General features: G+C 70.1%; 22 protein-coding genes. 17 read left to right on the top strand and 5 right to left on the bottom strand.

Annotated elements, in window-relative coordinates; translation table 11 throughout:
* Positions 1–2: 2 nt before the first annotated feature.
* Positions 3–1,829: a bifunctional UDP-sugar hydrolase/5'-nucleotidase gene (locus tag QQM39_RS23915; RefSeq protein ID WP_301999571.1), complete on the bottom strand. Its 1,827-nt coding sequence runs from the start codon at positions 1,827–1,829 to the stop codon at positions 3–5.
* A gap of 155 nt (positions 1,830–1,984) precedes the next feature.
* On the opposite strand from QQM39_RS23915, the gene mshD reads away from it, so the two are divergent.
* The 14 genes from mshD to QQM39_RS23845 all read left to right on the top strand — a co-directional run bounded on the left by mshD (position 1,985) and on the right by QQM39_RS23845 (position 16,473).
* Positions 1,985–2,911 (top strand): mycothiol synthase, encoded by a 927-nt coding sequence (mshD, locus tag QQM39_RS23910; protein WP_301999570.1) that lies wholly within the window; start codon positions 1,985–1,987, stop codon positions 2,909–2,911.
* Between the two features lie 124 nt (positions 2,912–3,035).
* The gene (locus QQM39_RS23905) at positions 3,036–3,422 is read left to right on the top strand and encodes a GntR family transcriptional regulator (RefSeq protein ID WP_302003706.1); all 387 of its coding nucleotides are present in this window, start codon (positions 3,036–3,038) and stop codon (positions 3,420–3,422) included.
* Positions 3,419–4,306 carry an ABC transporter ATP-binding protein gene (locus QQM39_RS23900; RefSeq protein ID WP_301999569.1) on the top strand — a complete coding sequence of 296 codons (888 nt, stop codon included), beginning with the start codon at positions 3,419–3,421 and terminating at the stop codon, positions 4,304–4,306. The genes QQM39_RS23905 and QQM39_RS23900 overlap by 4 nt, the downstream gene beginning before the upstream one ends.
* Complete coding sequence (locus QQM39_RS23895; protein WP_301999568.1) at positions 4,303–5,307, top strand: ABC transporter permease; 1,005 nt, start codon at positions 4,303–4,305, stop codon at positions 5,305–5,307. The genes QQM39_RS23900 and QQM39_RS23895 overlap by 4 nt, the downstream gene beginning before the upstream one ends.
* Positions 5,304–6,284, top strand: a complete 981-nt coding sequence (locus QQM39_RS23890; protein WP_301999567.1) for an ABC transporter permease — start codon at positions 5,304–5,306, stop codon at positions 6,282–6,284. Before QQM39_RS23895 ends, QQM39_RS23890 begins: the two co-directional genes overlap by 4 nt.
* A gap of 149 nt (positions 6,285–6,433) precedes the next feature.
* Entirely contained in the window at positions 6,434–8,809 is a 2,376-nt protein-coding gene (locus tag QQM39_RS23885; protein ID WP_301999565.1) for an RNA degradosome polyphosphate kinase, read from the top strand.
* Entirely contained in the window at positions 8,790–10,028 is a 1,239-nt protein-coding gene (locus tag QQM39_RS23880; RefSeq protein WP_301999564.1) for a CHAD domain-containing protein, read from the top strand. Before QQM39_RS23885 ends, QQM39_RS23880 begins: the two co-directional genes overlap by 20 nt.
* Before the next feature lie 59 nt (positions 10,029–10,087).
* Positions 10,088–10,513 carry an NUDIX hydrolase gene (locus QQM39_RS23875; RefSeq protein ID WP_301999563.1) on the top strand — a complete coding sequence of 142 codons (426 nt, stop codon included), beginning with the start codon at positions 10,088–10,090 and terminating at the stop codon, positions 10,511–10,513.
* A gap of 246 nt (positions 10,514–10,759) precedes the next feature.
* On the top strand, positions 10,760–11,887 hold the full coding sequence (pstS, locus tag QQM39_RS23870) for a phosphate ABC transporter substrate-binding protein PstS (RefSeq protein ID WP_301999562.1): 1,128 nt from the start codon (positions 10,760–10,762) through the stop codon (positions 11,885–11,887).
* A gap of 134 nt (positions 11,888–12,021) precedes the next feature.
* The gene (pstC, locus tag QQM39_RS23865) at positions 12,022–13,026 is read left to right on the top strand and encodes a phosphate ABC transporter permease subunit PstC (protein ID WP_301999561.1); all 1,005 of its coding nucleotides are present in this window, start codon (positions 12,022–12,024) and stop codon (positions 13,024–13,026) included.
* Positions 13,023–14,087: a phosphate ABC transporter permease PstA gene (gene pstA / locus QQM39_RS23860; protein ID WP_301999560.1), complete on the top strand. Its 1,065-nt coding sequence runs from the start codon at positions 13,023–13,025 to the stop codon at positions 14,085–14,087. The genes pstC and pstA overlap by 4 nt, the downstream gene beginning before the upstream one ends.
* 49 nt (positions 14,088–14,136) lie before the next feature.
* Positions 14,137–14,913: a phosphate ABC transporter ATP-binding protein PstB gene (gene pstB / locus QQM39_RS23855; protein WP_301999558.1), complete on the top strand. Its 777-nt coding sequence runs from the start codon at positions 14,137–14,139 to the stop codon at positions 14,911–14,913.
* A gap of 421 nt (positions 14,914–15,334) precedes the next feature.
* Entirely contained in the window at positions 15,335–16,174 is an 840-nt protein-coding gene (locus QQM39_RS23850; RefSeq protein ID WP_301999557.1) for a hypothetical protein, read from the top strand.
* A gap of 122 nt (positions 16,175–16,296) precedes the next feature.
* A complete protein-coding gene (locus QQM39_RS23845) occupies positions 16,297–16,473 on the top strand; it encodes a hypothetical protein (protein WP_301999555.1) in 177 nt (58 codons plus the stop codon).
* 83 nt (positions 16,474–16,556) lie between these two features.
* On the opposite strand, the gene QQM39_RS23840 is transcribed toward QQM39_RS23845, so the two are convergent.
* The gene (locus QQM39_RS23840) at positions 16,557–16,919 is read right to left on the bottom strand and encodes a metal-sensitive transcriptional regulator (RefSeq protein ID WP_301999553.1); all 363 of its coding nucleotides are present in this window, start codon (positions 16,917–16,919) and stop codon (positions 16,557–16,559) included.
* 236 nt (positions 16,920–17,155) lie between these two features.
* Between QQM39_RS23840 and QQM39_RS23835 the strand changes: the two genes are divergently transcribed.
* The 3 genes from QQM39_RS23835 (at position 17,156) to QQM39_RS23825 (ending at position 20,762) form a co-directional block, all read left to right on the top strand.
* Complete coding sequence (locus QQM39_RS23835; protein WP_048585568.1) at positions 17,156–17,776, top strand: DUF47 domain-containing protein; 621 nt, start codon at positions 17,156–17,158, stop codon at positions 17,774–17,776.
* Positions 17,777–17,785: 9 nt separating this feature from the next.
* A complete protein-coding gene (locus tag QQM39_RS23830) occupies positions 17,786–18,784 on the top strand; it encodes an inorganic phosphate transporter (RefSeq protein WP_301999551.1) in 999 nt (332 codons plus the stop codon).
* Between the two features lie 382 nt (positions 18,785–19,166).
* Positions 19,167–20,762 (top strand): FAD-binding oxidoreductase, encoded by a 1,596-nt coding sequence (locus tag QQM39_RS23825; RefSeq protein ID WP_301999550.1) that lies wholly within the window; start codon positions 19,167–19,169, stop codon positions 20,760–20,762.
* Between the two features lie 126 nt (positions 20,763–20,888).
* Here QQM39_RS23825 and QQM39_RS23820 read toward each other — a convergent pair whose 3' ends face one another.
* The 3 genes from QQM39_RS23820 to QQM39_RS23810 form a co-directional block, all read right to left on the bottom strand.
* Positions 20,889–21,599: a phosphatase PAP2 family protein gene (locus tag QQM39_RS23820; protein WP_301999549.1), complete on the bottom strand. Its 711-nt coding sequence runs from the start codon at positions 21,597–21,599 to the stop codon at positions 20,889–20,891.
* Between the two features lie 200 nt (positions 21,600–21,799).
* Positions 21,800–22,807 carry a bifunctional lytic transglycosylase/C40 family peptidase gene (locus QQM39_RS23815; RefSeq protein WP_301999548.1) on the bottom strand — a complete coding sequence of 336 codons (1,008 nt, stop codon included), beginning with the start codon at positions 22,805–22,807 and terminating at the stop codon, positions 21,800–21,802.
* 36 nt (positions 22,808–22,843) lie between these two features.
* On the bottom strand, positions 22,844–24,589 hold the full coding sequence (locus tag QQM39_RS23810) for a serine/threonine-protein kinase (protein WP_301999546.1): 1,746 nt from the start codon (positions 24,587–24,589) through the stop codon (positions 22,844–22,846).
* Positions 24,590–24,609 lie beyond the last annotated feature (20 nt).

The raw sequence follows: 24,609 nt of genomic DNA, 5'->3' as shown, positions 1-24,609 counted from the left end.
GGTCACTGGCTCACGACCGTGATCCGGTTCGCCGCCGGCGGCGCGATCGGGTTCGTCGCCGAGGAGTTGGCCGTCAGGTACTTCTCCAGCGCCGCCAGGTCGTCCGTGCCGACCAGGTCGTTCGTGCCCTGGCCCAGCGTGGTGATGCCGTCGCCGCCGCCCGCGAGGAAGCTGTTGGTCGCGACGCGGTAGGTGGCCGCGGGGTCGATGGCCGCGCCGTTCAGCTTGACGGAGTCGACGACGATGCGGTCCGCGCCGGTCTTCGTCAGGTCCAGCGTGTACGTCAGACCCGAGGACGGCGCGAGGATCTTCGGCGCGGCCGCGTTCGAGCCGCTGACCTGCTCCTGGAGGACCTTGATGAGCTGGGCTCCGGTGAAGTCCTGCAGGTTCACCGTGTTGGAGAACGGCTGGACGGTGAAGCCCTCGGCGTACGTCACCACGCCGTCGCCCTCACTGCCCTTCGCCGCGAAGGTGAGGCCCGCCCGGACGCCGCCCGGGTTCATCAGCGCCAGGTCGGTCTCCGGGTCGAGCTCCTTGCCGTACGCGAGCTGCGCATCGGCGATGAGGTCACCCATCGGGGACTCGGGGGCGGTGTTGGTGTTGGGGATGTCGGCGGAGATGTAGCCGATCGCACGGTTGCCGATGGGCGCCGCGAGGGTGTTCCACTTGCTGATCAGCTCGGTCATGTCCGGCGCCTTGGCGACGGTCCGGGTGACCACGTGGTTCGCCGACTGCACGGACGTACGCGCGATGTCGCCGGTGAAACGGTCGTACGTCAGCGTCGTGTCCGTGTAGAGGCGGCCGAAGGACGCCGCCGACGTCACCATGCGGGGGTTGCCCGCCGGGTCGTCGATCGTGCAGACGTACGCGGCGTGCGTGTGGCCGGTGACCAGCGCGTCGACCTGCGGCGTGATGTTCTTGGCGATGTCGACGATCGGGCCGGAGATGCCGTCGCCCGCGCCGGGCGCGTCACAGTCGTAGTTGTACGACGCCGAGGCCGGGGCACCGCCCTCGTGGATCAGCGCGACGATCGACTTCACGCCCTGGCGCTGGAGCACCTTGGCGTACTTGTTGATCGTCTCGGCCTCGTCCTTGAACTTCAGGCCCTTCACGCCGTCCGCGGAGACGACACCCGGGGTGTCCTCCAGGGTCACGCCGATGAAGCCGACCTTGACGTCCTTCTTCTTCCACACCCAGTAGGGCTTGAGGATCGGCTTGCCGGTCTTCTCGTCGAGGACGTTCGCGGCGAGGTACGGGAAGTCGGCGCCCTCGAACTCCTCGTCCGTGTAGCAGCCGGCCGTCGGGTGGCAGCCGCCGTTCTGCAGACGGGCCAGTTCCCTCGCGCCCTCGTCGAACTCGTGGTTGCCGACCGAGGTGACGTCCAGTTCGAGCTTGTTCAGCGCCTCGATGGTGGGCTCGTCGTGGAAGAGGCCCGAGATCAGCGGGGAGGCGCCGACCATGTCGCCGCCGGCCGCGGTGATGGAGTACTTGTTGCCCTCGCGGGCCTGGCGCAGGTGGGTGGCGAGGTACTCCACGCCGCCCGCGTCGATGGTCTTCGTCGTGCCGTCGTGCTGCAGCTCGGTGACCCGGCCGGAGGAGCCGGACGGCGGCTCCAGGTTGCCGTGCAGGTCGTTGAAGGACAGCAGCTGTACGTCCTGGTAGCGGTTGTAGCCGTAACCGCCCCCGTGCTTGGCGGAGCTCTCCTCCGCCGTCGCGGTCGCGGGGAGGGCCGCGGCCAGCGCGCCGGCGGCGGCGACACCGGCGGCTCCGGCGAGGAGAAGGTGAGTACGGCGTCTGCGGCGCTGGTGCGCCCGTGACTCGGCTGGCATACGCCCCCCTGTGGGTCGAAAGTGACATGGCCCCGTCGCGCGCAGCCTAGAGTCAACGCGCGTAGCGCGACAGGGGGTTCATGGTTACTTTCTGGTTTCCCTTTGCCCGCCCCTTTGCCGCCACATTGCCGGACGCTCCCCTTACCCTCGTACGCATGACCAGCGACGACACCGCACACCCCCTCCCGACCCGTTCCATCGAGACCCACTCCGCGCTCTCCCCGGAGCAGACCGAGGCCGTACTCGAACTGCTCGCGGAGGCCGCCCGGAACGACGGGCAGCAGGCGGTGTCCGAGCAGGGCCGGCTGCAACTGCGCGGAGGCGCGCGCGAAGGCGTGTCGCATCTGCTGCTGACCGTCGCCGGCGAACTCGTCGGCTACGCCCAGCTGGAGGACACCGACCCGGTGGAGGCCCCGGCCGCCGAGCTGGTCGTCCACCCCTCGCACCGCGGCCACGGTCACGGCCGCGCGCTCGGCTCGGCGCTCCTCGCCGCGTCCGGCAAGCGGCTGCGGGTGTGGGCCCACGGCGGCCACTCCGCCGCCCGGCATCTCTCCCAGGTCCTCGGTCTCACCCTGTTCCGCGAACTGCGCCAGATGCGCCGCTCGCTGGCGGACCTGAAGCTGGCGGACCCGGTACTCCCCGAGGGCGTGACGGTCCGCGCCTTCGTGCCCGGCCAGGACGACGCGGCCTGGCTCGCCGTGAACGCCGCCGCCTTCGCCCACCACCCCGAGCAGGGCTCCCTCACCCAGCGCGACCTCGACGACCGCAAGGCCGAGCCGTGGTTCGACCCGGCGGGGTTCTTCCTGGCGGAGCGGGCGGGCGAACTCATCGGCTTCCACTGGACGAAGGTCCACGCGGAGGAACGGCTCGGCGAGGTGTACGTCCTCGGCGTGCACCCGGGCGCGCAGGGCGGCGGCCTCGGCAAGGCCCTGACGACGATCGGGCTGCGGCATCTGGCCGCGCAGGGGCTGCCCACGGCGATGCTCTACGTCGACGCCGACAACAAGGCGGCGGTGTCGGTGTACGAGCGGCTGGGGTTCGTGACGTACGAGACGGACCTTATGTACCGGGCTGAGACGTGATGCACCGGGCGGACACGTGACGGCAAACCGAACATAACTCCTGTAAGGGGCGGCACCCTTGACGCCGCCCCTTCTCTTGCACCACCCTTTCACTACTCAATTAGTGAAAGGGTGGTGGAACGTGATGGTCGAGTACCGCATCGACCGGCGCTCCGGCGTCGCCACCTACGTGCAGATCGTCCAGCAGACCAAACAGGCCCTGCGCCTGGGCCTGTTGGAGCCGGGGGACAAGCTGCCGACGGCCCGTGAGGTCGTCGAGGCCACCGCCATCAACCCCAACACCGTCCTCAAGGCCTACCGCGAACTGGAACGCGAGGGCCTGGTCGAGGCGCGTCGGGGACTCGGCACATTCGTACGGCGCGCACTGAGCACCGCGCCGGCCGAATCGCCCCTGCGCACCGAACTGGACGCGTGGGCCGTACGGGCCCGCGAGGCGGGGTTGGACCGCGACGACGTGGACGCTCTGTTCACTTCTGTACTGGACACGCACTTCAAGGGGGACGAGTCATGACCGAGACCGCCATCGAGGCGGCCGCGCTGGGCAGGCTGTTCGGGCGGCGCCGCAAGGCCGCCCTGGACGACTGCTCCTTCCGGCTCCCCGTGGGCAGCGTCTGCGCCCTCGTCGGGCCGAACGGCGCGGGCAAGTCGACCCTGCTCTCCCTCGCCGCCGGGCTGCTGCGCCCCACCGACGGCACGGTCACCGTCCTCGGCCAGGCCCCCGCGGCGGCCCGCGAGCGCCTCGCGTACGTCGCCCAGGACAAGCCCCTGCACCCCCAGCTCACCGTCGCCGACACCCTGCGCCTCGGCCGTGAGCTGAACCCCCGCCGCTGGGACGCCCGGGTCGCCGAGCGGATCGTCGCCGAGGGCGACCTGGACCCGGACGCGAAGATCCGCACGCTCTCCGGCGGCCAGCGCACCCGCGTCGCGCTCGCCCTGGCCCTCGGCAAGCGCCCCGAACTGCTGCTCCTGGACGAGCCGATGGCCGACCTCGACCCGCTGGCCCGGCACCAGCTGATGGCCGCGCTCATGGCCGACGCCGCCGAACACGGCACCACGGTTGTCATGTCCTCGCACGTCGTCGCCGAGCTGGACGGCGCCTGCGACCACCTCCTGCTGCTCGGCGCCGGCCGCGTCCGCCTCGCCGGCCCGCTGGACGACCTGCTCGCCGCGCACCGGCTCGTCACGGGCCGGGCCGACACGTCCCTCGACGCGCACACCGTCATCGAGTCCCGCACGACGGGCCGTCAGATCACCGCACTCGTACGTCCCGAGGGCCCCCTCGGCGCCGACTGGCAGAGCACCGCCCCGACCCTGGAGGAGCTGGTCCTGGCCCACCTGCGCGCCCCCGGGGCGCCGGGCCTGCGGCTGGACTCCGTGCGGGAGGCCGCCGTATGACCACCGCCGTGACCATCGAGACGCCGCCCACCGGCGTCGCGCCCTCCCGGGGGCCGCGCGGACTGGTCTGGGCGATGCTGCGGGTGCACCGCTGGGCGCTGTGGTTCTGGGGGATGCTGGTGGCCGTCGGTGCCGGGGCGCTGCTGTTCGCGTACGGGCCGGGGACGGACGCCGCCTGGGCCGAATACCGGGCGATGGGCTGCCACTTGCCGGAGGCCGGCCCGGACTGCGACTACTCGGGTCCCGCCATCAGCCTCCTCAACCTGGCCAACAGTCTCGGCGACCCCCTCCTGAACTTCGTGCCGCTGCTCGTCGCGGCGTGGGCCGGCGCCGCGCTCATCGGGCGCGAACTGGAGAGTGGAACCGCCCAGTTGGCCTGGACCCAGTCCGTGTCCCCGGCCCGCTGGCTGGCCGCCAAGCTCGCCGTCCCGGCCGTCCTGCTGGTGGCGGGCACGACCATGCTCACGCTGCTGCACCGCATGGCGTGGTCGTCAACCGGCCGACTGCGGTCGATCACGCCCTGGCGGGAGTGGTACGAGGACGACATCTTCCTGGCCAACGGCACCCTCGCCACCGCCTACGCCCTCCTCGGCCTCACCGTCGGCGTCCTCGCGGGCCTGCTCCAGCGCCGGGCCCTACCCGCACTCGGCACGGCGGTCGTCGCCCAGGCGTTCCTGCTGACCACGCTCGGCACACTGCGCCCGCACCTGTGGCCGGTCGAGACCCTCACGAACAAGGACGAGTACCCGCCCTACACCGGCATGGTCCTCGACGAGGGCGCGCTCACCTCCACCGGCGCCCGCGTCCCGGACCCCATCTGCGTCGACGACGCCAAGTGCCTCGCCGAGCACGACATCGTCGGCTTCTACCTCGACTACCACCCGTCGTCGCACTTCTGGCCCCTTCAGCTGGTGGAGACGGGCATCGTCCTCGCCGTCGCGGCGCTGGCGGTCCTGATCGCCTTCCGACTGCTGAACCGCCGTACCGGAGCCGCCGTATGACCACCGCACTCACCACTACTGCGGCCCCCGCCACCAGCCGGCCGCCCCGCGGTCCCCGCGGCCTGATCTGGACCGTCCTGCGGCTGCACCGCGCGTCGATGATCGTGTGGGCGGTCGTCTTCCTCGGCGGAGCGGCGGTACTGCTGTGGGCATACGGACCGGGTGCCGACGCGGCCCAGGCAGAGTGGGACCGGGTGTGCGCCGGCCGCGAGGCCTGCGTGTGGGGCGACCCGATCTACGACTTCGACCGGGTCTTCAGGGCCGCCGGGTCCGGCCTCAACTGGCTCCCCGCGCTCGTCGCCGCCTGGGCGGGCGCCGCCCTCGTCGGCCGTGAGATGGAGAACGGCACCGCACGTCTCGCCTGGACCCAGGGCATCACCCCCACCCGCTGGCTGGCCGCCAAACTCGCCGTCCCGGCGGTCCTGCTCACGGTCGGCACGACTGTCCTCGCCCTCCTGCACCGCCTGGTGTCCGACGCGCACCCGCTCCCGCTGGGCCGGTGGTCCTGGTACACCGACGACAACCTCCAGGCCAACGGCACCGTCGCCATCGCCGCACCCCTGCTCGGCCTCGCCACCGGCGTCCTCGCGGGTCTGCTCCTGCGCCGCGCGCTCCCGGCACTCGCCGTCGCCCCGGTCGCCACCGGTGCACTGGAGGCCCTCGCCACCGTCGCGAGCCGCAACCTGGTGCCCTGGGAGACCGCGATCGGCACCCTGAAGACCGGCTACCAGTCACCCGTGCACATCCTCTACGGCGACCAGGGCGCCCTCACCTCCACAGGCGCCCGCGACCCCGACCCCCTGTGCGTCGACGACGCCAAGTGTCTCGCCGCCCACGACATCGTCGGCTTCTACACCGACTACCACCCCGCCTCGCACTTCTGGCCGCTCCATCTCGTCGAAACCGGCCTCCTGCTCGGCGCCGCCGCGCTGGCCACCGCCGCCGCCTTCCGGCTGCTGCGCCGCCGCACGCCCTGAGACCTCCGGCCCGTACGTCCCTCCACGGGGGAGGGACGTACGGGCCGGACATCCCGGCGGCTACGTAGTCGCCCGCGAGCCGCCCCCCGCTATCCCACACGCCATGTCTCCGTAACCATTGGTTCAGACAGCCTTGCGACGCTCAGGCAATGACCCCCGCCGTGCCAGAGCCTGCGCCGCCCCCAGGAGGGAGCGCGAGGAACGGGGACGCACGACGCCTCCCCGCCACGCTCCCGCCCGCGCTTTCCGACGCGCCCATAAGCCTCGCCACGCGGAACAATGGGCATATGAGCCAGTCCACGAACGCCCAGGCAAACGTCCAGCACGCACAGCCCTCCGTCGGCTCCATCGCGGCGCACCGCCCGCACACGGTCACCTCGGCGGTGGTCTCCGAGCTGGAGCCCGACATCGATGCCGACCTCGACGCGTACGAGGTCACCCAGGTCGACGGTGTCCAGTTGCCCCAGGGCCGCTTCCTGGACCGTGAGCGCAGCTGGCTCGCGTTCAACGAGCGCGTCCTGGAACTCGCCGAGGACCCGAACACCCCGCTCCTGGAGCGGGCGAACTTCCTGGCGATCTTCGCCAGCAACCTGGACGAGTTCTTCATGGTCCGCGTGGCCGGACTGAAGCGCCGTATCGCCACCGGTGTCGCCACCCGGTCCGCGTCCGGCCTGCAGCCCCGCGAGGTCCTGGAGATGATCTGGGCCCGCTCCCGCGAGCTGATGGCCCGGCACGCCGCCTGCTACCACGAGGACGTCGCCCCCGCCCTCGCGGAGGAGGGCATCCACCTGGTCCGCTGGAACGAGCTGCAGGAGAAGGAGCAGGCCCGCCTGTTCACCCTGTTCCGGCACCAGATCTTCCCGGTCCTTACCCCCCTCGCCGTCGACCCGGCGCACCCCTTCCCGTACATCTCCGGCCTGTCCCTCAACCTGGCCGTACGCGTACGGAACCCCGTCACCGGCACCCCGCACTTCGCCCGCGTCAAGGTGCCGCCGCTGCTCTCCCGCTTCCTGGAGGCCTCCCCCGGCCGGTTCGTCCCGCTGGAGGACGTCATCGCGGCCCACCTGGAGGAGCTGTTCCCGGGCATGGAGGTGCTGGAGCACCACGCCTTCCGGGTCACCCGCAACGAGGACCTGGAGGTCGAGGAGGACGACACCGAGAACCTGCTCCAGGCCCTGGAGAAGGAGCTCATGCGGCGCCGCTTCGGGCCGCCGGTGCGCCTGGAGGTCGAGGAGAACATCAACCAGGAGGTCCTGGACCTGCTGGTGCGCGAGCTGAAGATCAGCGAGGCCGAGGTGTATCCGCTGACCGGCCCGCTCGACCTCACCGGTCTCTTCCGCATCGCCTCGATCGACCGGCCCGAGCTGAAGTACCCGAAGTTCGTCGCGGGCACCCATCGCGATCTCGCCGAGGTCGAGTCGGCGTCCGCGCCGGACATCTTCGCGGCCCTGCGCAACCGGGACGTCCTCCTCCACCACCCGTACGACTCCTTCTCCACCTCCGTGCAGGCGTTCCTGGAGCAGGCGGCCGACGACCCGGACGTCCTCGCGATCAAGCAGACCCTGTACCGGACCTCCGGCGACTCCCCCATAGTCAACGCGCTCATCGACGCCGCCGAGGCCGGCAAGCAGGTGCTCGTCCTGGTCGAGATCAAGGCCCGCTTCGACGAGCACGCCAACATCAAGTGGGCGCGCAAGCTGGAGGAGGCCGGCTGCCATGTGGTGTACGGCCTCGTCGGCCTGAAGACCCACTGCAAGCTGTCGCTGGTGGTCCGCCAGGAGGGCGAGACGCTACGGCGCTACAGCCACGTCGGCACCGGCAACTACCACCCGAAGACGGCACGGCTCTACGAGGACCTGGGCCTGCTGACGGCCGACCCGCAGGTCGGCGCGGACCTGTCCGACCTGTTCAACCGCCTCTCCGGCTACTCGCGCCGGGAGACGTACCGCCGTCTGCTTGTGGCCCCCAAGTCCCTGCGCGACGGCCTGATCTCGCGGATCAACAAGGAGGTCCAGCACCACCGTGCCGGGCGTCCCGCCTACGTCCGCATCAAGGTCAACTCGATCGTCGACGAGGCGCTCATCGACGCCTGCTACGGCGCGTCCCAGGCGGGCGTGCCGGTCGACATCTGGGTCCGCGGCATCTGCGCGATCCGCCCGGGCGTGACAGGACTGTCGGAGAACATCCGCGTCCGCTCGGTCCTCGGCCGCTTCCTCGAACACTCCCGGGTCTTCGCCTTCGGCAACGGCGGCGAGCCCGAGGTGTGGTTCGGCAGCGCCGACATGATGCACCGCAATCTCGACCGTCGTATAGAAGCCCTGGTCAGGGTCACCGACCCGGCCCACCGCGCCGCGCTGAACCGGCTCATGGAGACCGGTATGTCCGACACCACCGCGTCCTGGCACCTCGGTCCGGACGGCGAGTGGACCCGGCACGCGACGGACGCGGACGGCCAGCCCCTGCGCAACGTCCAGGAGATGCTCATAGACGCCCGGAGGCGCCGGCGTGGCACAGCAACACCTTGATCCGACGGACCCCACGGCCGGGACCGTGACCGGGGACGCCCTCGCGGGCTACCTGCGTGCCCAGGCCACGGAGTTCCTCCGAGCCCTGCGCCAGCACCGGGAGACCGGCGGCGGCGACGGGGGTGCCCCCGCCCGAGCGAAGCCGAGAGCGGGGGACAACGGCTCGGAGCAGTCCGTCGACGCGGCCCGGGCCCTGCGCCGCTCGGCCCGCCGTATCAGCGCCAGCCTGCACACGTTCCGCCCCTTGCTGGACGCCGACTGGTCGGAGGCCATCCGCCCCGAACTGGCCTGGCTCTCGGGAACGCTGGCGATGGAACACGCCTACGCGGCCCGCCTGGAACGCCTGCTGCTGGCGCTGCACCGGTTGTCGGGAGCGGCGGTGCTGCCGACGCAGCCGGGGGCGGTCGGTGTGCAGGGCGCGGGTGCGGGCGGCGTGTCCGGCGCGGGTGCGGAGAACGGCGCGACCGAGGCAGCCGCGGGCAGCCGTACGAACGGAGCCGCGGGCAGTCGTGCCGCTGGGGCGGCGCCCGTCCCACAGAAAGCGGCACCCGGCACCGCCGGCCTCCCCACTCACCCGGCGGCCACCCCGGAGCGCGGCAACCTCACCGTCGGTGCGGCCAAAGCAGGCGCCCTGCTCGATCGCCAGCTCACCCTCGCCCGCACCCGGGCTCACTCCACCGCCCTCCAGGCCCTCGGCTCCTCCCGCTTTCACGCGGTAGCCGACAACATCGCCTTACTGGCCAGCGAGGTCCCCCTCACCCCCGCCGCGGCCACCGCCGACCTGCGCCCCCTCGCGGCCGCCGCCGAGGAACGCCTCAGCGACGCGGTGACGGCGCTGCCCCTGGTGACCGCGGGCCACCCCTACAACGCGACGGCCCTGATCCACGGCCTGTCCCCGGACCCGTCCCCGCACCCGCAGGACGCGCCCTGGCACCAGGTCCGGCTGCTGCTGCGCCTGCACCGCTACGCCCGCGAGGTCCTCCACGGCGACAGCACCCGGGTGGACGTACGGCTGCTGACGGCCGGCCAGGCCCTCAACCGGCACCGTGACGCCTCCGAGGCGGCGGCCGCCGCGGCCCAGGCGGCCCGCACCCCGCGGATCGCCCCGGCGACGGCCTACGCCCTCGGTGTGCTCCACGCCGACCAGCGGCACGAGGTGGAGGCGGCGCGGTTCGCGTTCCAGCAGTCCTGGCAGATCCAGACGGTGGGCGCGCCCTGAACCAGGGGCGGACACGCCCCGCATGACCGGGCAGGCATCCCCGAAGGAGGCACACCCAGGTGACTCACGCGAAGGACCTCACCACCGTCCACGCGGCGGGCTGCGTCCTGTGGCGCCGTTCGCCGGTAGCGGGTGGGCTGGAGATATGCCTGGTCCATCGGCCGAAATACGACGACTGGTCCCACCCCAAGGGCAAGCTGAAGCGCGGCGAGGCCCCGCTCGACGGTGCCCTGCGCGAGGTCGCGGAGGAGACGGGTCACCGCGCTCGGCCGGGTGCCGAGCTGCCGACCCTGCGCTACCTGGCGAACGGCCGACCCAAGGAGGTCCGCTACTGGGCGGCCGAGGCCGGCCCCGGCACCTTCACCCCGACCGACGAGGTGGACCGCCTGCTGTGGCTCTCCCCCACGGCCGCGCGGAGCCGCCTGACCCAGCCGAGGGACCGCGACCTCGTGGACGCCCTGCTGCGGTCGCTGCGCCTGGCATAGTCCGCTACAACCCACCCCAAAGCCTCGGAATGCACCCGTGTCCTCAACGTGAGCGTTCCGTGACCTCACCGCACCGTCCCCAGGGGTTCACCCCTCGTTCATTTACGTCCTTCGGCGCCTTCACCTGTCCTGCCTAATTTCGGCCTTGCACGGTGACGGACCACGCCCGACGGGACGCGTCCGCACCGCCCATTCTTCGCACGCCGCCGAATTCAGGACGGCGGCTCCTGGAAGGAACTCCCTCAAGTGAAGCTTCAGCGCAAGAACCGGCGGGCACTCGCTCTCGGCGCTCTCGCCGTCTCCGGCGCCCTGGCCCTCACGGCGTGCGGCTCCGACGACACCGGCAACGGCGGCGACTCCACCGCCGCCGCGCCCACCGGCAACATCGACTGTGGCGACGCCAGCGGCCAGCTGCAGGCTTCCGGCTCCTCCGCGCAGAAGAACGCGGTCGACGCCTGGGTCAAGCAGTACACCGCGGCGTGCAAGAGCGTGCAGGTCAACTACAACCCGACCGGTTCGGGTGCGGGCATCACCGCGTTCCTCCAGGGTCAGACCGCGTTCGCCGGTTCGGACTCCGCGCTGGACCCGGAGGAGGTCACCGAGTCCAAGAAGACCGCCTGCACCAACGGCGGCCAGGCCATCGACCTGCCGATGGTCGGCGGCCCGATCGCGGTCGGCTACAACGTCCCGGGCGTCGACAGCCTCGTCCTGGACTCCGCCACCCTCGCCAAGATCTTCGACAGCAAGATCACCAACTGGAACGACGCGGCCATCAAGAAGCTGAACCCCGACGCGAAGCTTCCCAACCTCAAGATCCAGGCGTTCCACCGCTCGGACGAGTCCGGCACCACGGACAACTTCACCAAGTACCTGGCCGCCGCGGCTGCCAACGACTGGAAGTACGAGCCGGGCAAGTCCTGGGAGGCCAAGGGCGGCCAGTCCGCCTCCGGCTCCTCCGGCCTGGCGCAGCAGGTGACGCAGACCGCGGGTGCGATCTCCTACTTCGAGCTGTCCTACGCCAAGGGCGGCATGAAGACGGTCAAGCTGGACACGGGCGCCGGCACGCCGGTCGAGGCCACCCTCGACAACGCCACCAAGGCCATCGCCGCCGCCAAGCGCGTCGGCACCGGCAAGGACATGGCTCTTGAGCTGGACTACGCGACCAAGGCCGAGGGCGCGTACCCGATCACGCTGGTCACGTACGAGATCGTCTGCGACAAGGGCAACAAGGCCGAGACCCTGCCCGCCGTCAAGTCCTTCCTCGGCTACATGGCGTCCGAGGACGGCCAGGGCGTGCTGACCGACGCCGACTACGCCCCGATGCCCACCGAGATCATCTCCGAGGTCCGCAAGACCATCGAGGGCCTGAGCTGACCTGAGTGCGGCCCGCTCCACACACCGGAGCGGGCCGCACCGTCCGGTGCACCGCCGCCAGGAGCCACCGCCCACCCGTGGTGGCTCCGCTTCAGAGCCGTCATCCCCGACGGCTCCGCAGACCGGAGAACCCGATGGATATATCAACGAAGAGCGTTACATCGCCCCCCGCTCCCGAGCCGCCCACGACCGAGCAGAAGCGTGCCGCCCGCGGCGCCACCCGCCCCGGAGACCGCGTCTTCCTCGCCCTCTCCCGCGGATCCGGCATCTTCCTGCTGGTGGTCATGGCGGCCATCGCCGTCTTCCTCAGCCTTCGCGCCGCCAACGCGATCAGCAAGGACGAGGCCAACTTCTTCACGACCTTCGAGTGGAACCCGACCGGCGACCCGCCGGTCTTCGGCATCGCCGTCCTGGCCTTCGGCACCGTCGTGTCGTCGATCATCGCGCTGGCCATCGCGGTTCCGGTCTCCATCGGCATCGCCCTGTTCATCACGCACTACGCCCCGCGCAAGCTCGGCGGCCCCATCGCGTACGTGATCGACCTGCTCGCCGCGGTGCCGTCCATCGTCTACGGCCTGTGGGGCGCCCTCGTCCTGGTCCCGAACCTGGACGGCCTGTACGGCTGGCTGGACGAGTACCTCGGCTGGACCGGCATCTTCGAGTGGAACGGCGGCGCCCCCCGCTCGATGTTCACCGTCGGCATCCTGCTCGCGATCATGATCCTGCCGATCATCACCAACGTGAGCCGCGAGGTCTTCCGCCAGGTCCCGCAGATGCACGAGGAGGCCGCGCTGGCCCTCGGTGCCACACGCTGGGAAGTCATCCGGATGTCGGTCCTCCCCTACGGCCGCTCCGGTGTCATCTCCGCGTCCATGCTGGGCCTCGGACGCGCGCTCGGCGAGACGATGGCGGTCGCCATGGTCCTGTCGCCGACCTTCGACATCAACGCCAGCCTGCTCGACCCGGGCGGCGGCACCTTCGCCCAGAACATCGCCAGCAAGTTCAACGAGGCCACCGAGAACGGCCGAGACGCGCTGATCGCGTCCGGTCTGGTGCTCTTCGTCATCACCCTGCTGGTCAATGGCACCGCCCGCATCATCATCGAGCGGCGCAAGGAGTTCTCGGGGGCCAACGCATGAGCAACGCAACTCTCTCCGACAACCGCCCGAGCAGCCTCAAGGGCGCCACGCTGCCCAAGTGGTTCGCCTGGGCCGTCGCCGCGGGCTCGATCGCCCTCGGCCTCGGCATCAGCGCGGCCGCCGGGCTGGACAGCAGCATCCAGTGGGCCCTGATCGCCGCGGTGCTGTTCATCATCGGGTCGTACGGCATCTCCGCACGCGTCGAGGGCGGCCGGCAGGCCAAGGACCGGATCGCCACCAGCCTGATCTGGGTCGCGTTCCTGCTCGCCGTCATCCCGCTGGCCTCCCTCATCTACGAGACCATCAAGCGCGGTGTGAAGGTCCTCGACGGCTACTTCCTCAGCCACTCGATGGGTGTGGTCGCCGACACCGAGCCCGGCGGCGGCATCTACCACGCCATCCTCGGCACCCTGGAGCAGGTCGGCATCGCCACCGTGATCTCCGTGCCGATCGGCGTGCTGACCGCCATCTACCTGGTCGAGTACGGCCGCGGCAAGCTCTCCAAGGCCATCACCTTCTTCGTCGACGTCATGACGGGCATCCCGTCGATCGTCGCGGGTCTGTTCATCCTCAGCCTGTGGATCGTGATCCTGGGCATGGGCTACTCCGGCTTCGCCGGCTCGATGGCCCTGTCCATCCTGATGCTGCCGGTCGTCGTCCGCTCCACCGAGGAGATGCTCAAGCTCGTCCCGAACGAGCTGCGCGAGGCCTCACTGGCGCTGGGCGTGCCCAAGTGGCGCACCATCATCAAGGTGGTCCTGCCGACCTCCATCGGCGGTATCACCACGGGCGTGATGCTCGCGGTCGCCCGTATCACCGGCGAGACCGCTCCGCTGCTGCTGCTGGTGTGGGTGACGAACTTCATCAACTCCAACCCGTTCCAGGACCCGCAGGGTTCGCTGCCGGTTTACATCTACCTGCAGTTCGCGAACAGTGGTGGTCTGGGTCCGGCGTACGACCGTGCCTGGGCGGCGGCACTGGTACTCATCGCCTTCATCATGATCCTCAACCTGGTGGCCCGCGGTATCGCCCGCTGGAAGGCCCCCAAGACGGGCCGCTGACGCGGCCAGATCAGCGACCCGAACCCCCTCGAAAGAAGCAGTGATTCACATGGCCAAGCGCATTGATGTCAGCGGCCTCAACGCCTACTACGGTTCCTTCCTGGCCGTCGAGGACATCTCGATGACCGTCGAGCCCCGTTCCGTCACCGCCTTCATCGGCCCCTCCGGCTGCGGCAAGTCCACCTTCCTGCGCACCCTCAACCGGATGCACGAGGTCACGCCGGGCGGCCGCGTCGAGGGCAAGGTGCTGCTCGACGACGAGAACCTCTACGGCGCCGGGATCGACCCGGTGGCCGTACGGCGTGAGGTCGGCATGGTCTTCCAGCGGCCGAACCCCTTCCCCACCATGTCCGTCTACGACAACGTGGCGGCCGGCCTGCGGCTCAACGGCAAGTACAAGAAGTCGCAGCTGGACGATGTCGTGGAGAAGTCCCTCAAGGGCGCGAACCTCTGGAACGAGGTGAAGGACCGCCTGAACAAGCCCGGCTCGGGCCTCTCCGGCGGCCAGCAGCAGCGCCTGTGCATCGCGCGGGCGATCGCGGTGGAGCCCAACGTCCTGCTGATGGACGAGCCCTGCTCGGCCCTGGACCCGATCTCCACGCTCGCCATCGAGGACCTGATCGGTGAGCTGAAGGAACGCTTCACGATCGTCATCGTGACGCACAACATGCAGCAGGCGGCGCGCGTCTCGGACCGCACGGCCTTCTTCAACCTCGCCGCCGTCGGCCAGCCCGGCAAGCTGATCGAGATAGACGACACGGAGCGCATCTTCTCCAACCCGTCGGTCCAGGCCACGGAGGACTACATCTCCGGCCGCTTCGGCTGATCCGCCACCAGGCGACACAAACCCCTCGCGGTGCTGCATGGCGGTGCCACCGCGAGGCAGATAAAGGGCCCGCCCCCCGGCTCCCGGGGGGCGGGCCCCTCTCTGTGTACGGGTCCCTAGGGCCCTACATGCCCTTTCGCGTCCGTCCGCGCCAGACTCCGCGCGCGTCTCGCCGGCCCTCGCCAGCCGCAGCTGCACTGAGCTGAGCAGAAAGGGCCCTTCTCCACCATGGTCATGCGGTGGTCCAGGGGGTCGCCGTGATTTCGGGAAGAGGTCGGTCCGTCCTTCTGCGCCACACCTGCAACGTTACCCAAGGCAAGTAAGGGCAACGCCCCGCCGTGCGTGACGAGGGCACCTACCCGTCGTTAACCGGAACGACAGGGGGCCCGTGACGGACGTACCGGCTGGGGGTAGGCAGGCGATGACGGAGCGGCAGCAGCACAAGCGGAGGCGCGGGGCGGGCGTTGCGGCCGGGATCCTGTGTGTCTGTCTGACGGGCAGCGGGTGCGCCCAGAGCGGCGCCGCCGCCGAGGACCCGCGCGAGGGCGAGGCCGTGCAGACCGTGCGGAGCGCCGCCGACGCGCTCGTCGGCGCCCGCAGTTCCAAGGCCCGTACGTCCATGGAGATGGCCACCGGCGGCACCCGCGTCACCATCCGCGGCGAGGGCGTGTACGACTTCGGCAAGCAGATCGGGCAGCTGAAGGTCCTGCTGCCGCAGGATCCGGCCGGCACCCCCGGCCAACGGCCGATCATGGAGCTCCTCGCTCCCGGGGCCCTGTTCATGAAGAACCGGGGCGCCGGTGTGCCCGCCGACAAATGGGTGCGCGTCGACACGCGGTCCCTCTCCGACGGCAACCTCGTCACCGGCGGGGCCACCGATCCGTTCGCCGCCGCCGAGGTGCTGCGCGGGGCGCGGACGGCGGCGTACGTGGGTGAGGACGAGATCGCCGGTACGCCGGTGCGGCACTACCGGGGGACGGCTGACCTGGGGATCGCCGCTCGGGACGCGTCCGAGGGGAACAAGGAGTCCCTGGCGGCGGCGGCGAAAGGGTTCGCCACGGATCAGGTGCCGTTCGACGTCTACCTCGACGAGGCCGGCCGGATCCGCAAGGTCCGGCACCGGTTCAGCTTCGTCAACGGACAGCAGAACAACGCCGTCGCCGTGGCCTCGACGACCTTCCTGTACGACTTCGGGGCCCCCGTCGACGTACGGCTGCCGGACGGCGACGACATCTACGCGGGCAAGATCGCCGAGGAGTGAGGGTCGGCGCGAGGGCCGGCGTATGCGTACGTGACGGGCGTCAAGAACTAGCCCGTCCGTGCCATGCGCGGCGTGTAGGCCGCTCCCTACTCTAGGAAGTCGGTAACGGCAGAGAAGAGGTGATGCACGTGGCTCCGGTCGGCGGTACGGCAGTTCAGGACCACGTCGCCCTCGCCGAGATCGAGCTGTGCGGAGAGCTGATCATCGCGGCGTCGACCGCCCGCGAGGACCGGCTCAGCCTGGAGAGCATCGACGAGGTCCTGAGAGTCGCGGAGGAACGCGACACGTCGGCCGAGTGACCATTCTCAGCCACTCCCAGGTCCGCAGCAGTCCCTCCCCGGGCCCGGCAGCCGCCCTCAGACCCACACCAGCCGCCCCGCCCTCACGTCCGCAGCAGCCGACCGATGGCCTTCGTCGCCTCTTCCACCTTGGCGTCGATCTCCGCACCGCCCTTGAGGGCCGCGTCGGCGACGCAGTGGCGGAGGTGCTCCTCCAGCAACTGCAGGGCGAAGGACTGCAGGGCCTTGGTGGAGGCGGACACCTGCGTGAGTATGTCGATGCAGTAGACGTCCTCGTCGACCATCCGCTGCAGACCCCGGATCTGGCCCTCGATCCGGCGCAGGCGCTTGAGGTGCTCGTCCTTCTGCTTGTGGTAGCCGTGGATGCCGCGGTCGTGGTCGGTCACGACGGCAGCTGTGCCCTCCGCCTCGGAGGGCGTGCCCGCGTCGGCCTCGGTGGTCGTCATCGCGTCCTCCAGACGTAAACCGCTTCATATACCCCTACTGGGTATATCGTACCGAACTTTGCTGGGTATAGGGCCTGTGGCCGACGCCGCGAACGGCCGCTGGACTGGACCACTGGGCAGCCCCTGTGCCGACCACTCTGCCTGATGGGCGACACTGGAGGACGGCCCATTAGCCGTGGCCGGATGATGCGCCTAGCATCAGCCTGACCGAAACCGATGCTTCCTGAGGACCCCACGTGCGATTTCGTCTGACCCCCCGGGAGACGAGCTTCTACGACATGTTCGCCGCGTCCGCGGACAACATCGTCACGGGCTCGAAACTCCTGATGGAACTGCTCGGGGCGGACACCGCCGGCCGGGCCGAGATCGCAGAGCGTATGCGGGCCGCGGAACACGCAGGTGACGACGCCACACACGCGATCTTCCACCAGCTGAACTCCTCGTTCATCACGCCGTTCGACCGCGAGGACATCTACAACCTCGCGTCCTGCCTCGACGACATCATGGACTTCATGGAGGAGGCCGTCGACCTCGTCGTCCTCTACAACGTCGAGGAACTGCCCAAGGGCGTCGAGCAGCAGATCGAGGTACTGGCGCGGGCCGCGGAGCTCACGGCCGAGGCCATGCCGAACCTGCGCACGATGGACAACCTCACCGAGTACTGGATCGAGGTCAACCGCCTCGAGAACCAGGCCGACCAGATACACCGCAAGCTCCTCGCCCACCTCTTCAACGGCAAGTACGACGCGATCGAGGTCCTCAAGCTCAAGCAGATCGTGGATGTGCTGGAGGAGGCGGCGGACGCCTTCGAGCACGTGGCGAACACGGTGGAGACCATCGCCGTCAAGGAGTCCTGAGACCCGCCCATGGACACCTTTGCGCTGGTCGCGACCATCGGAGTCGCGCTCTTCTTCACGTACACCAACGGCTTCCACGATTCCGCGAACGCGATCGCCACGTCCGTGTCGACGCGCGCGCTGACACCGCGGGCCGCGCTGCTGATGGCCGCGGTGATGAACCTCGGCGGCGCCTTCCTGGGTTCGGGCGTGGCCAAGACGGTCAGTGAGGGCCTGATCCAGACGCCCGAGGGCTCGAAGGGAATGGGCATCCTCTTCGCGGCCCTGGTGGGCGCGATCACCTGGAATCTCATCACCTGGTACTTCGGCCTGCCGTCCTCTTCCTCCCACGCCCTGTTCGGCGGCATGGTGGGAGCGGCCCTGGCCGGCGGAACGACGGTGTACTGGCACGGCGTCCTGGAGAAGATCGTCATCCCGATGTTCGTGTCACCGATCGTCGGCCTGTGCGCGGGCTACCTGGTGATGACGGCGATCATGTGGATCTTCCGACGCGCCAACCCGCACAAGGCGAAGCGGGGTTTCCGCATAGCGCAAACGGTCTCGGCCGCCGGCATGGCCCTCGGCCACGGCCTCCAGGACGCCCAGAAGACGATGGGCATCGTGGTGATGGCCCTGGTCATCGCCGACGTCGAGGACTACGGCGACCCGATCCCGGTGTGGGTCAAGATCGTGTGCGCCGTGATGCTGTCCCTCGGCACCTACGCGGGCGGCTGGCGCATCATGCGCACCCTGGGCCGCAAGATCATCGAACTGGACCCCCCGCAGGGCTTCGCCGCGGAGACGACCGGCGCGTCGATCATGTTCACCACGGCCTTCCTCTTCAAGGCCCCGATCTCCACGACCCACGTCATCACCTCCGCGATCATGGGCGTGGGCGCGACAAAGCGGGTGAACGCCGTGCGGTGGGGCGTGGCCAAGAACATCGTCCTGGGTTGGTTCATCACGATGCCTGCGGCGGCCGCGGTGGCGGCGGCGGCGTTCGGGGTTGTGCATCTGGCGTTCTTGTAGGCGGGGGTGGGGGCGGGGCGTTCGGGCTCGCGCGTCTGCCGTTCTCGCAGGCGGGGGCCGGAGGCGGAGACTCCGTCGGCGATCTGAGAGCTGCGGCTCTGGCGGCGGCGCCGCGTACAGGGTCGGGCTTCACCTCTCCACGCCGGACGGTCACCTTCCAGCGCCGGCCCGCGTCATCCAGCCCGTCCGGCGTTTGAGGACGAGGCCCGTTCAGGGCCGACAGGGGTCCAGGGGCGGAGCCCCCTGGCGGGGTCGAAGGGGCGGAGCCCCTTGAGGATGGGACGGGTAGGGGCGGCGGGGGCGAGAATCCCCAGGCCCGCACACGAAGTGGAACCCCACCCCCCGACACCCCGTCTCCCTCCACGAACCCCCAGGAGGCGACATGGAACGGCGTACCTTCATCGGCGGCGGCGCAGCAGCCCTCACCGCCCTGGCAGCAACCGCCTGCGAGAGCAACTCAGACACAGGCGCAGCCGCCACAAGCACAAGCCGAGGCACAGACACCCGCACACAAACCACCGCCACCCGATCCACCCCCGCCTCCGCCCGCGCCTCCGCCTCCGCCCCCGCCAACTGGACCGCCCTCGCCCAAGACCTCGACGGCCCCCTCATCCGCCCGGGCGACACTGACTGGAAGTCAGCCCACCAGCTCTACAACACCCGCTTCGACGCCCTGAAGCCCGCCGCAGTCGCCTACGTAGCCCACCCCGACGATGTCCGCACCACCCTCGCCTACGCCCGAGCCCACAACCTCCACGTAGCCATCCGCAACGGCGGCCACTCCTACGCCGGCTGGTCCTCCGGCAACAACCGCCTGATCATCGACGTCTCCAAGCTCAACCGCATCCGAGCCTCGGGCAACACCGCAGTAGTCGGCGCCGGCTCCAAACTCATCGACGTCTACCGAGCCCTCGCCGCGAAGGGCGTCACCATCCCCGCCGGCTCCTGCCCCACCGTCGGCGTCTCCGGCCTCACCCTCGGCGGCGGCCACGGCGTGACCTCCCGCGCCTACGGCCTGACCTGCGACAGCCTCACCCAGGCCACCCTGATCACCGCCGACGGCAAGCAGCTCACCGCCAACGCCACCACCCACAAGGACCTCTTCTGGGCCCTGCGAGGCGCCGGCAACGGCAACTTCGGCGTCGTGACGGAACTGCACTTCAAGACCCACCCCGCCCCCCAGGCCGTAACGGCGTTCATGACCTGGCCGTGGTCGAAGGCGGCCGCGCTGATCAAGGCCTGGCAGGAGTGGGGCCCGACCCAGCCCGACGAGATCTGGTCGGCCCTGAGCATCTCGAACCACGCGGGCGGCACCCCCACCATCTCCGTCGCCGCGTTCTCCCTGGGCACCTACGGCGAACTCCAGAACGCGGTGAACCGCCTGGCCGACCGCCCCGGCGGCCCCGGCCCCGCGACCAACGTCGCCCTCAAGCGCCGTTCGTACGAGGCGTCGATGGAGCTCTACGCGGGCTGTTCCTCCTTCACCACGGACGCGCAGTGCCACCTCCCCGGCTCCACCCCGGGCCGCTCCCCCCAGGGCGCGCTGGGCCGCGAAACGTACACGGCGAAGTCGGACTTCTTCGACCGTTCGCTCTCCTCCACCGGCATCCACACCCTGCTGAAGCAGATGGAGTCGGTCCGCGGCGGCTCCGGCAGCATCGCGCTCACCGCCCTCGGCGGAGCCGTCAACCGCGTCTCCCCCACAGCGACGGCCTTCGTGCACCGCCGTTCCCGCATGCTGGCCCAGTACATCGCCGCGTGGCGCGCCGGTACGACGGGTTCCACGGCCCAGGCGTGGCTGAAGTCGGCGCACGACGCGATGCGGCCGTACGCCTCGGGCGCCGCGTACCAGAACTACACCGACCCGACGCTGAGGGACTGGCGCAAGGCGTACTACGGGGACGCGGCGACGCGCCTGACGAAGCTGAAGAAGCAGTACGACCCGCAGGGCTTCTTCACGCACCCGCAAGCGCTGTAACCACCCACCCGCAGGCGCGGGAGCCGTCACAAAGGTCGGCCCGGTTGCCGTCACAAACGTCGGCGCGGTAGCCGTCAAAGACGTCGGCCCGCACCCACCGAGGACAACCGCGCCACCCCAGCGAAGCTAAGCCGCAAGATCCCGCTCCTCAGCCCCCGCCGACTCCTTCCGAGCCCCCGGAATCAACGCGTCCTGCCCACCCACCCGGGACAACCCCCGCGACCTGATCAGCCACCCACCCCTCGGCGACCGCTCGATCGCGGACATCACGGGCGTCAGCAGAGCCATGGCCAACGGCGACAGCAGCAGCACGACAGCCGTACCGAGCGCGAACCCGCCCACGACGTCGGTCGGATAGTGCACGCCCATATAGACCCGGCAGAACCCTTCGAGAAGCGCGAGCCCGACCCCGGCCAGCCCGAACTTCCGGTTCGCGACGAACAGCCCGACTCCCAGGGCCATGGCGATCGTCGCGTGATCACTCACGAACGAGTAGTCCGTCTTGCCGGACACCAGGACTTCGAGCCCTTGATGGTCGTTGAACGGCCGCGGCCGCTCGACGAACCCGCGTATGGGCACATTCACGAGCACCGCGATACCGGCGGCCAGCGGCGCCCACACGAGCGCGGCCACCGACGAGGCGGCGTCCTCCTCGCCCCGCCGCCGCACGGACCACCAGCACCACACCGCGAGCAGGATCAGGGCGAGCAGCAGCCCGTACTCACCGACGTACTCCATGACCCGGTCGAACCAGCGCGGCGCGTCCTTGGCCAGGCCATTGATGTCGAAGAGCAGCTCGACGTCGGGGTTCGACCCGGATTCTGCGAGTCCAGCCATGATGCCGCGGCCCCTTCGTCGTGTCTCCGGCGCATCTTGCGTACGCCGCTCCGCCCACCACCCCCGTGGTTGTAGATCCGGCTACGTCACCAGGAACGCACGGCTCCTGTTAATACGTTCCACACTCCACTGAATGATCACGCAGACGTTATCGAAGAGATACCCATCGCCGCAGCTCAGGGGGTGGGTTCACGCTCCGTCTACACCGTTGTGGGCAGCGCTTTCGCGCCATCTTCGGTGACCCGGGTGGCACCGAAGTACTTCGCGGTGTCGATCGGGTCGAACCGGATCACAGCACCCGTTCTCGGTGCGTCGATCATGTACCCGCCGCCCACATAAATCCCGACATGGTCGATGGCCCGCGAGTTGGTCGGGTCCGTCGAGAAGAAGACCAGATCGCCGGGGAGCAGCTCGCTCCTGGCCGGATGCGGTCCGGCGTTGTACTGATCGTTGGCGACGCGCGGCAGCGTGATCCCGACACTCTCGTAAGCGGCCTTGGTCAGCCCGGAGCAGTCGAACCGTCCCCCGTCCGCAGCAGTACCGTCTCCGCCCCACAGGTAGGGCGTGCCGAGCTTCTTCTGCGCGTAGTAGATGGCGCCGGCGGCCTGCTTGCTGGGGTCGACCCGGCTGACTGGCGCGGCGAAGCTCTCCTCCAGAGTCGTGATCGTCTTCACGTAGTTCTGGGTCTCCTTGTACGGCGGCACACCTCCGTACTTGATGACCGCGTACGCCCCGGCGTTGTAGGACGCGAGCATGTTCTTCGTCGGGTCGCCGGGGACGTCCTTCACGTACGAGGCGAGCTTGCAGTCGTACGACGCGGCCGATGGAATCGCGTCACTCGGGTCCCATACGTCGCGGTCGCCGTCACCGTCGCCGTCGACGCCGTGCGTGGCCCAGGTGCCCGGGATGAACTGAGCGATGCCCTGGGCGGCCGCCGGGCTCTGGGCCTTCGGGTTGAAGCCGCTCTCCTGGTACAGCTGGGCGGCGAGCAGCGCGGGGTTGATGGCGGAGCACAGATTGCCCCACTTCTGCACGAGCGGCTGATACGCGGCCGGCACAGCGCCCTTGGCGAGGGTCTTGGCCCCGCCGGCCACGCCGCCCGCGAGGTTCCCGGCGACGACGTAGACCCCGACGACGAGCAGCATCACGAAGCTGAGCCCGGCCGCGACAGCGGCACCCGCCACGATCCAAGCCTTACGCACCGTCAACCACCCCTCGCCCGCCGGGAGTCCGCCCGCGCCAGTTTAGGAGCTTCCCACGCGGAAGCCGTCGCAACCGATGCTCTCGTAGTCCGTCGGGCTGCCGTTGACGTGGTAGAAGACGACCGTCCAGTCACCGGGGTCGTTGGCGACGGGGATCGCGTCAATGGGCTTGCCCGTCTCCGAGTGCCACTGGAAGTCGTCAGGGTAGGTCAGCTCGATGAACCCCCCGGCCTTCCAGTGCGTGTAGATGTCCACCGGTCTGCTGGTGTAGCCGATGGTCTGGTTCGGCGCCTTGTACGGCATGCCCGTCGAGGGGGAGATGTCGTGCGGCGGCTTCACTCCGACAGAGACGTAGTACGGGTCGGGTCTCTTGGTCAGCATCTCCGCGTACTTGAACCGGACGGAGATCTTCGCCCTCTCCTGGACGGACGCGGCCGTGGGATCGTCCGCGTCGACCGCGCTGTACTGGAGTTCCTCGGGCGCGCTGGCCGCACCGACCTGCGCGCACTTGCGGTCGGTGCTGTTCCAGACATCGACGTTGCGGCGGTTCCGCACGATGTACTCCGGCGCTTTCCGTGCCGCGGATGTGCCACTCTCGGACGCCGACGCTGACGGAGATGCCGACGCCGAGCCGCCGCCCCGCGCCTGCGACCCGCCGCCCTCCTCCCCCTGCCCGTCCAGCACCCGCAAGGTCACAGCGGACGCCGTCCCCACCACCACCGCGACGGCGAGGGCCACGATCCAGGGCGTACGACGCGACCGGCCCCGCTCCGGTACGGCCGTCGGCGCCGAAGGCGCGAGCGTCGGTACGTACGCCGGGACGGCCGTCGGTACATAACCGGGCCCGGCGGTCGGCGGATACACCGGCGGTGTCGGCGCCCCGTGCCCCGGCGGCACCAGCCCCGCCGCCACCGCCGCCTGGAGGTCCTGCGGCACAGCCTCGGTATCGCCGCTGAGCCGCCCGTAGAACGGGTCCTCGGTGAGCGCGGAGGACACGGCACAGCGCGCGATGACCGCGTCCAGCCCCGGCCGTCCGGCAGGGTCCTTGGCCACGCACTCCCGTATGAGCTGGGCCAGTTCCGGTTCTACGCCGGCGATGTCGATGTCCTCGTGCACCGCCCGGTACGACACCGCGTGCATGGGCCCGGAACCGAACGGCGGACGGCCCGTCGCCGCGTAAGCGAGCGTCGCTCCGAGCGCGAACACGTCCGCCGCCGCCCCCACCTGATTGCTGATCAGCACCTCGGGCGCGGTGTACCCGGGCGTCCCCGGGGTGAGCCCGGTCTGGGTCAGGGCCGTGTCCGCCGCGCCACGGGCGATCCCGAAGTCGATGAGCAGCGGCCCCTGCGGCGAGAGGATCACGTTCTGCGGCTTGAGGTCCCGGTGCGTCACGCCGTACCCGTGCACGCTCGCCAGCGCCTCGGCCAGGGCCGCGAACAGCCGCCGAGCGCTGTCGGCCGGCAACGCCCCGCGCTCCCCCACCGCCCTGCCCAGCGTCGGCCCCGACACATACTCGGTGGCCAGCCAATACGGCGCCGCATCCAGCGAGGCGTCGATCAGGTTCGCCGTGTACGCGCTCCGCACGGCCCGCACGGTCTCGACTTCCCGCCGGAACCGCGCCAGCGCCTCCGGATGATCCGTGATCTCGTCCCGGATCACTTTGATCGCGACCAGCCGCCCACCCGGCGACCGAGCCAGATAGACCTGCCCCATACCGCCCGCCCCGAGCCGTGCGAGCAGCGTGTAGGCGCCTATGTGCGCCGGGTCCCGATCCTTCAGTGCGTCCACCGAACTGACCTTGCCACAGA

This window comes from Streptomyces sp. DT2A-34 (assembly GCF_030499515.1).
GTDB lineage: Bacteria > Actinomycetota > Actinomycetes > Streptomycetales > Streptomycetaceae > Streptomyces.
The sequence above is the reverse complement of the archived record's forward strand: the minus strand, read 5'-3'. Positions and strand labels throughout refer to the sequence as shown.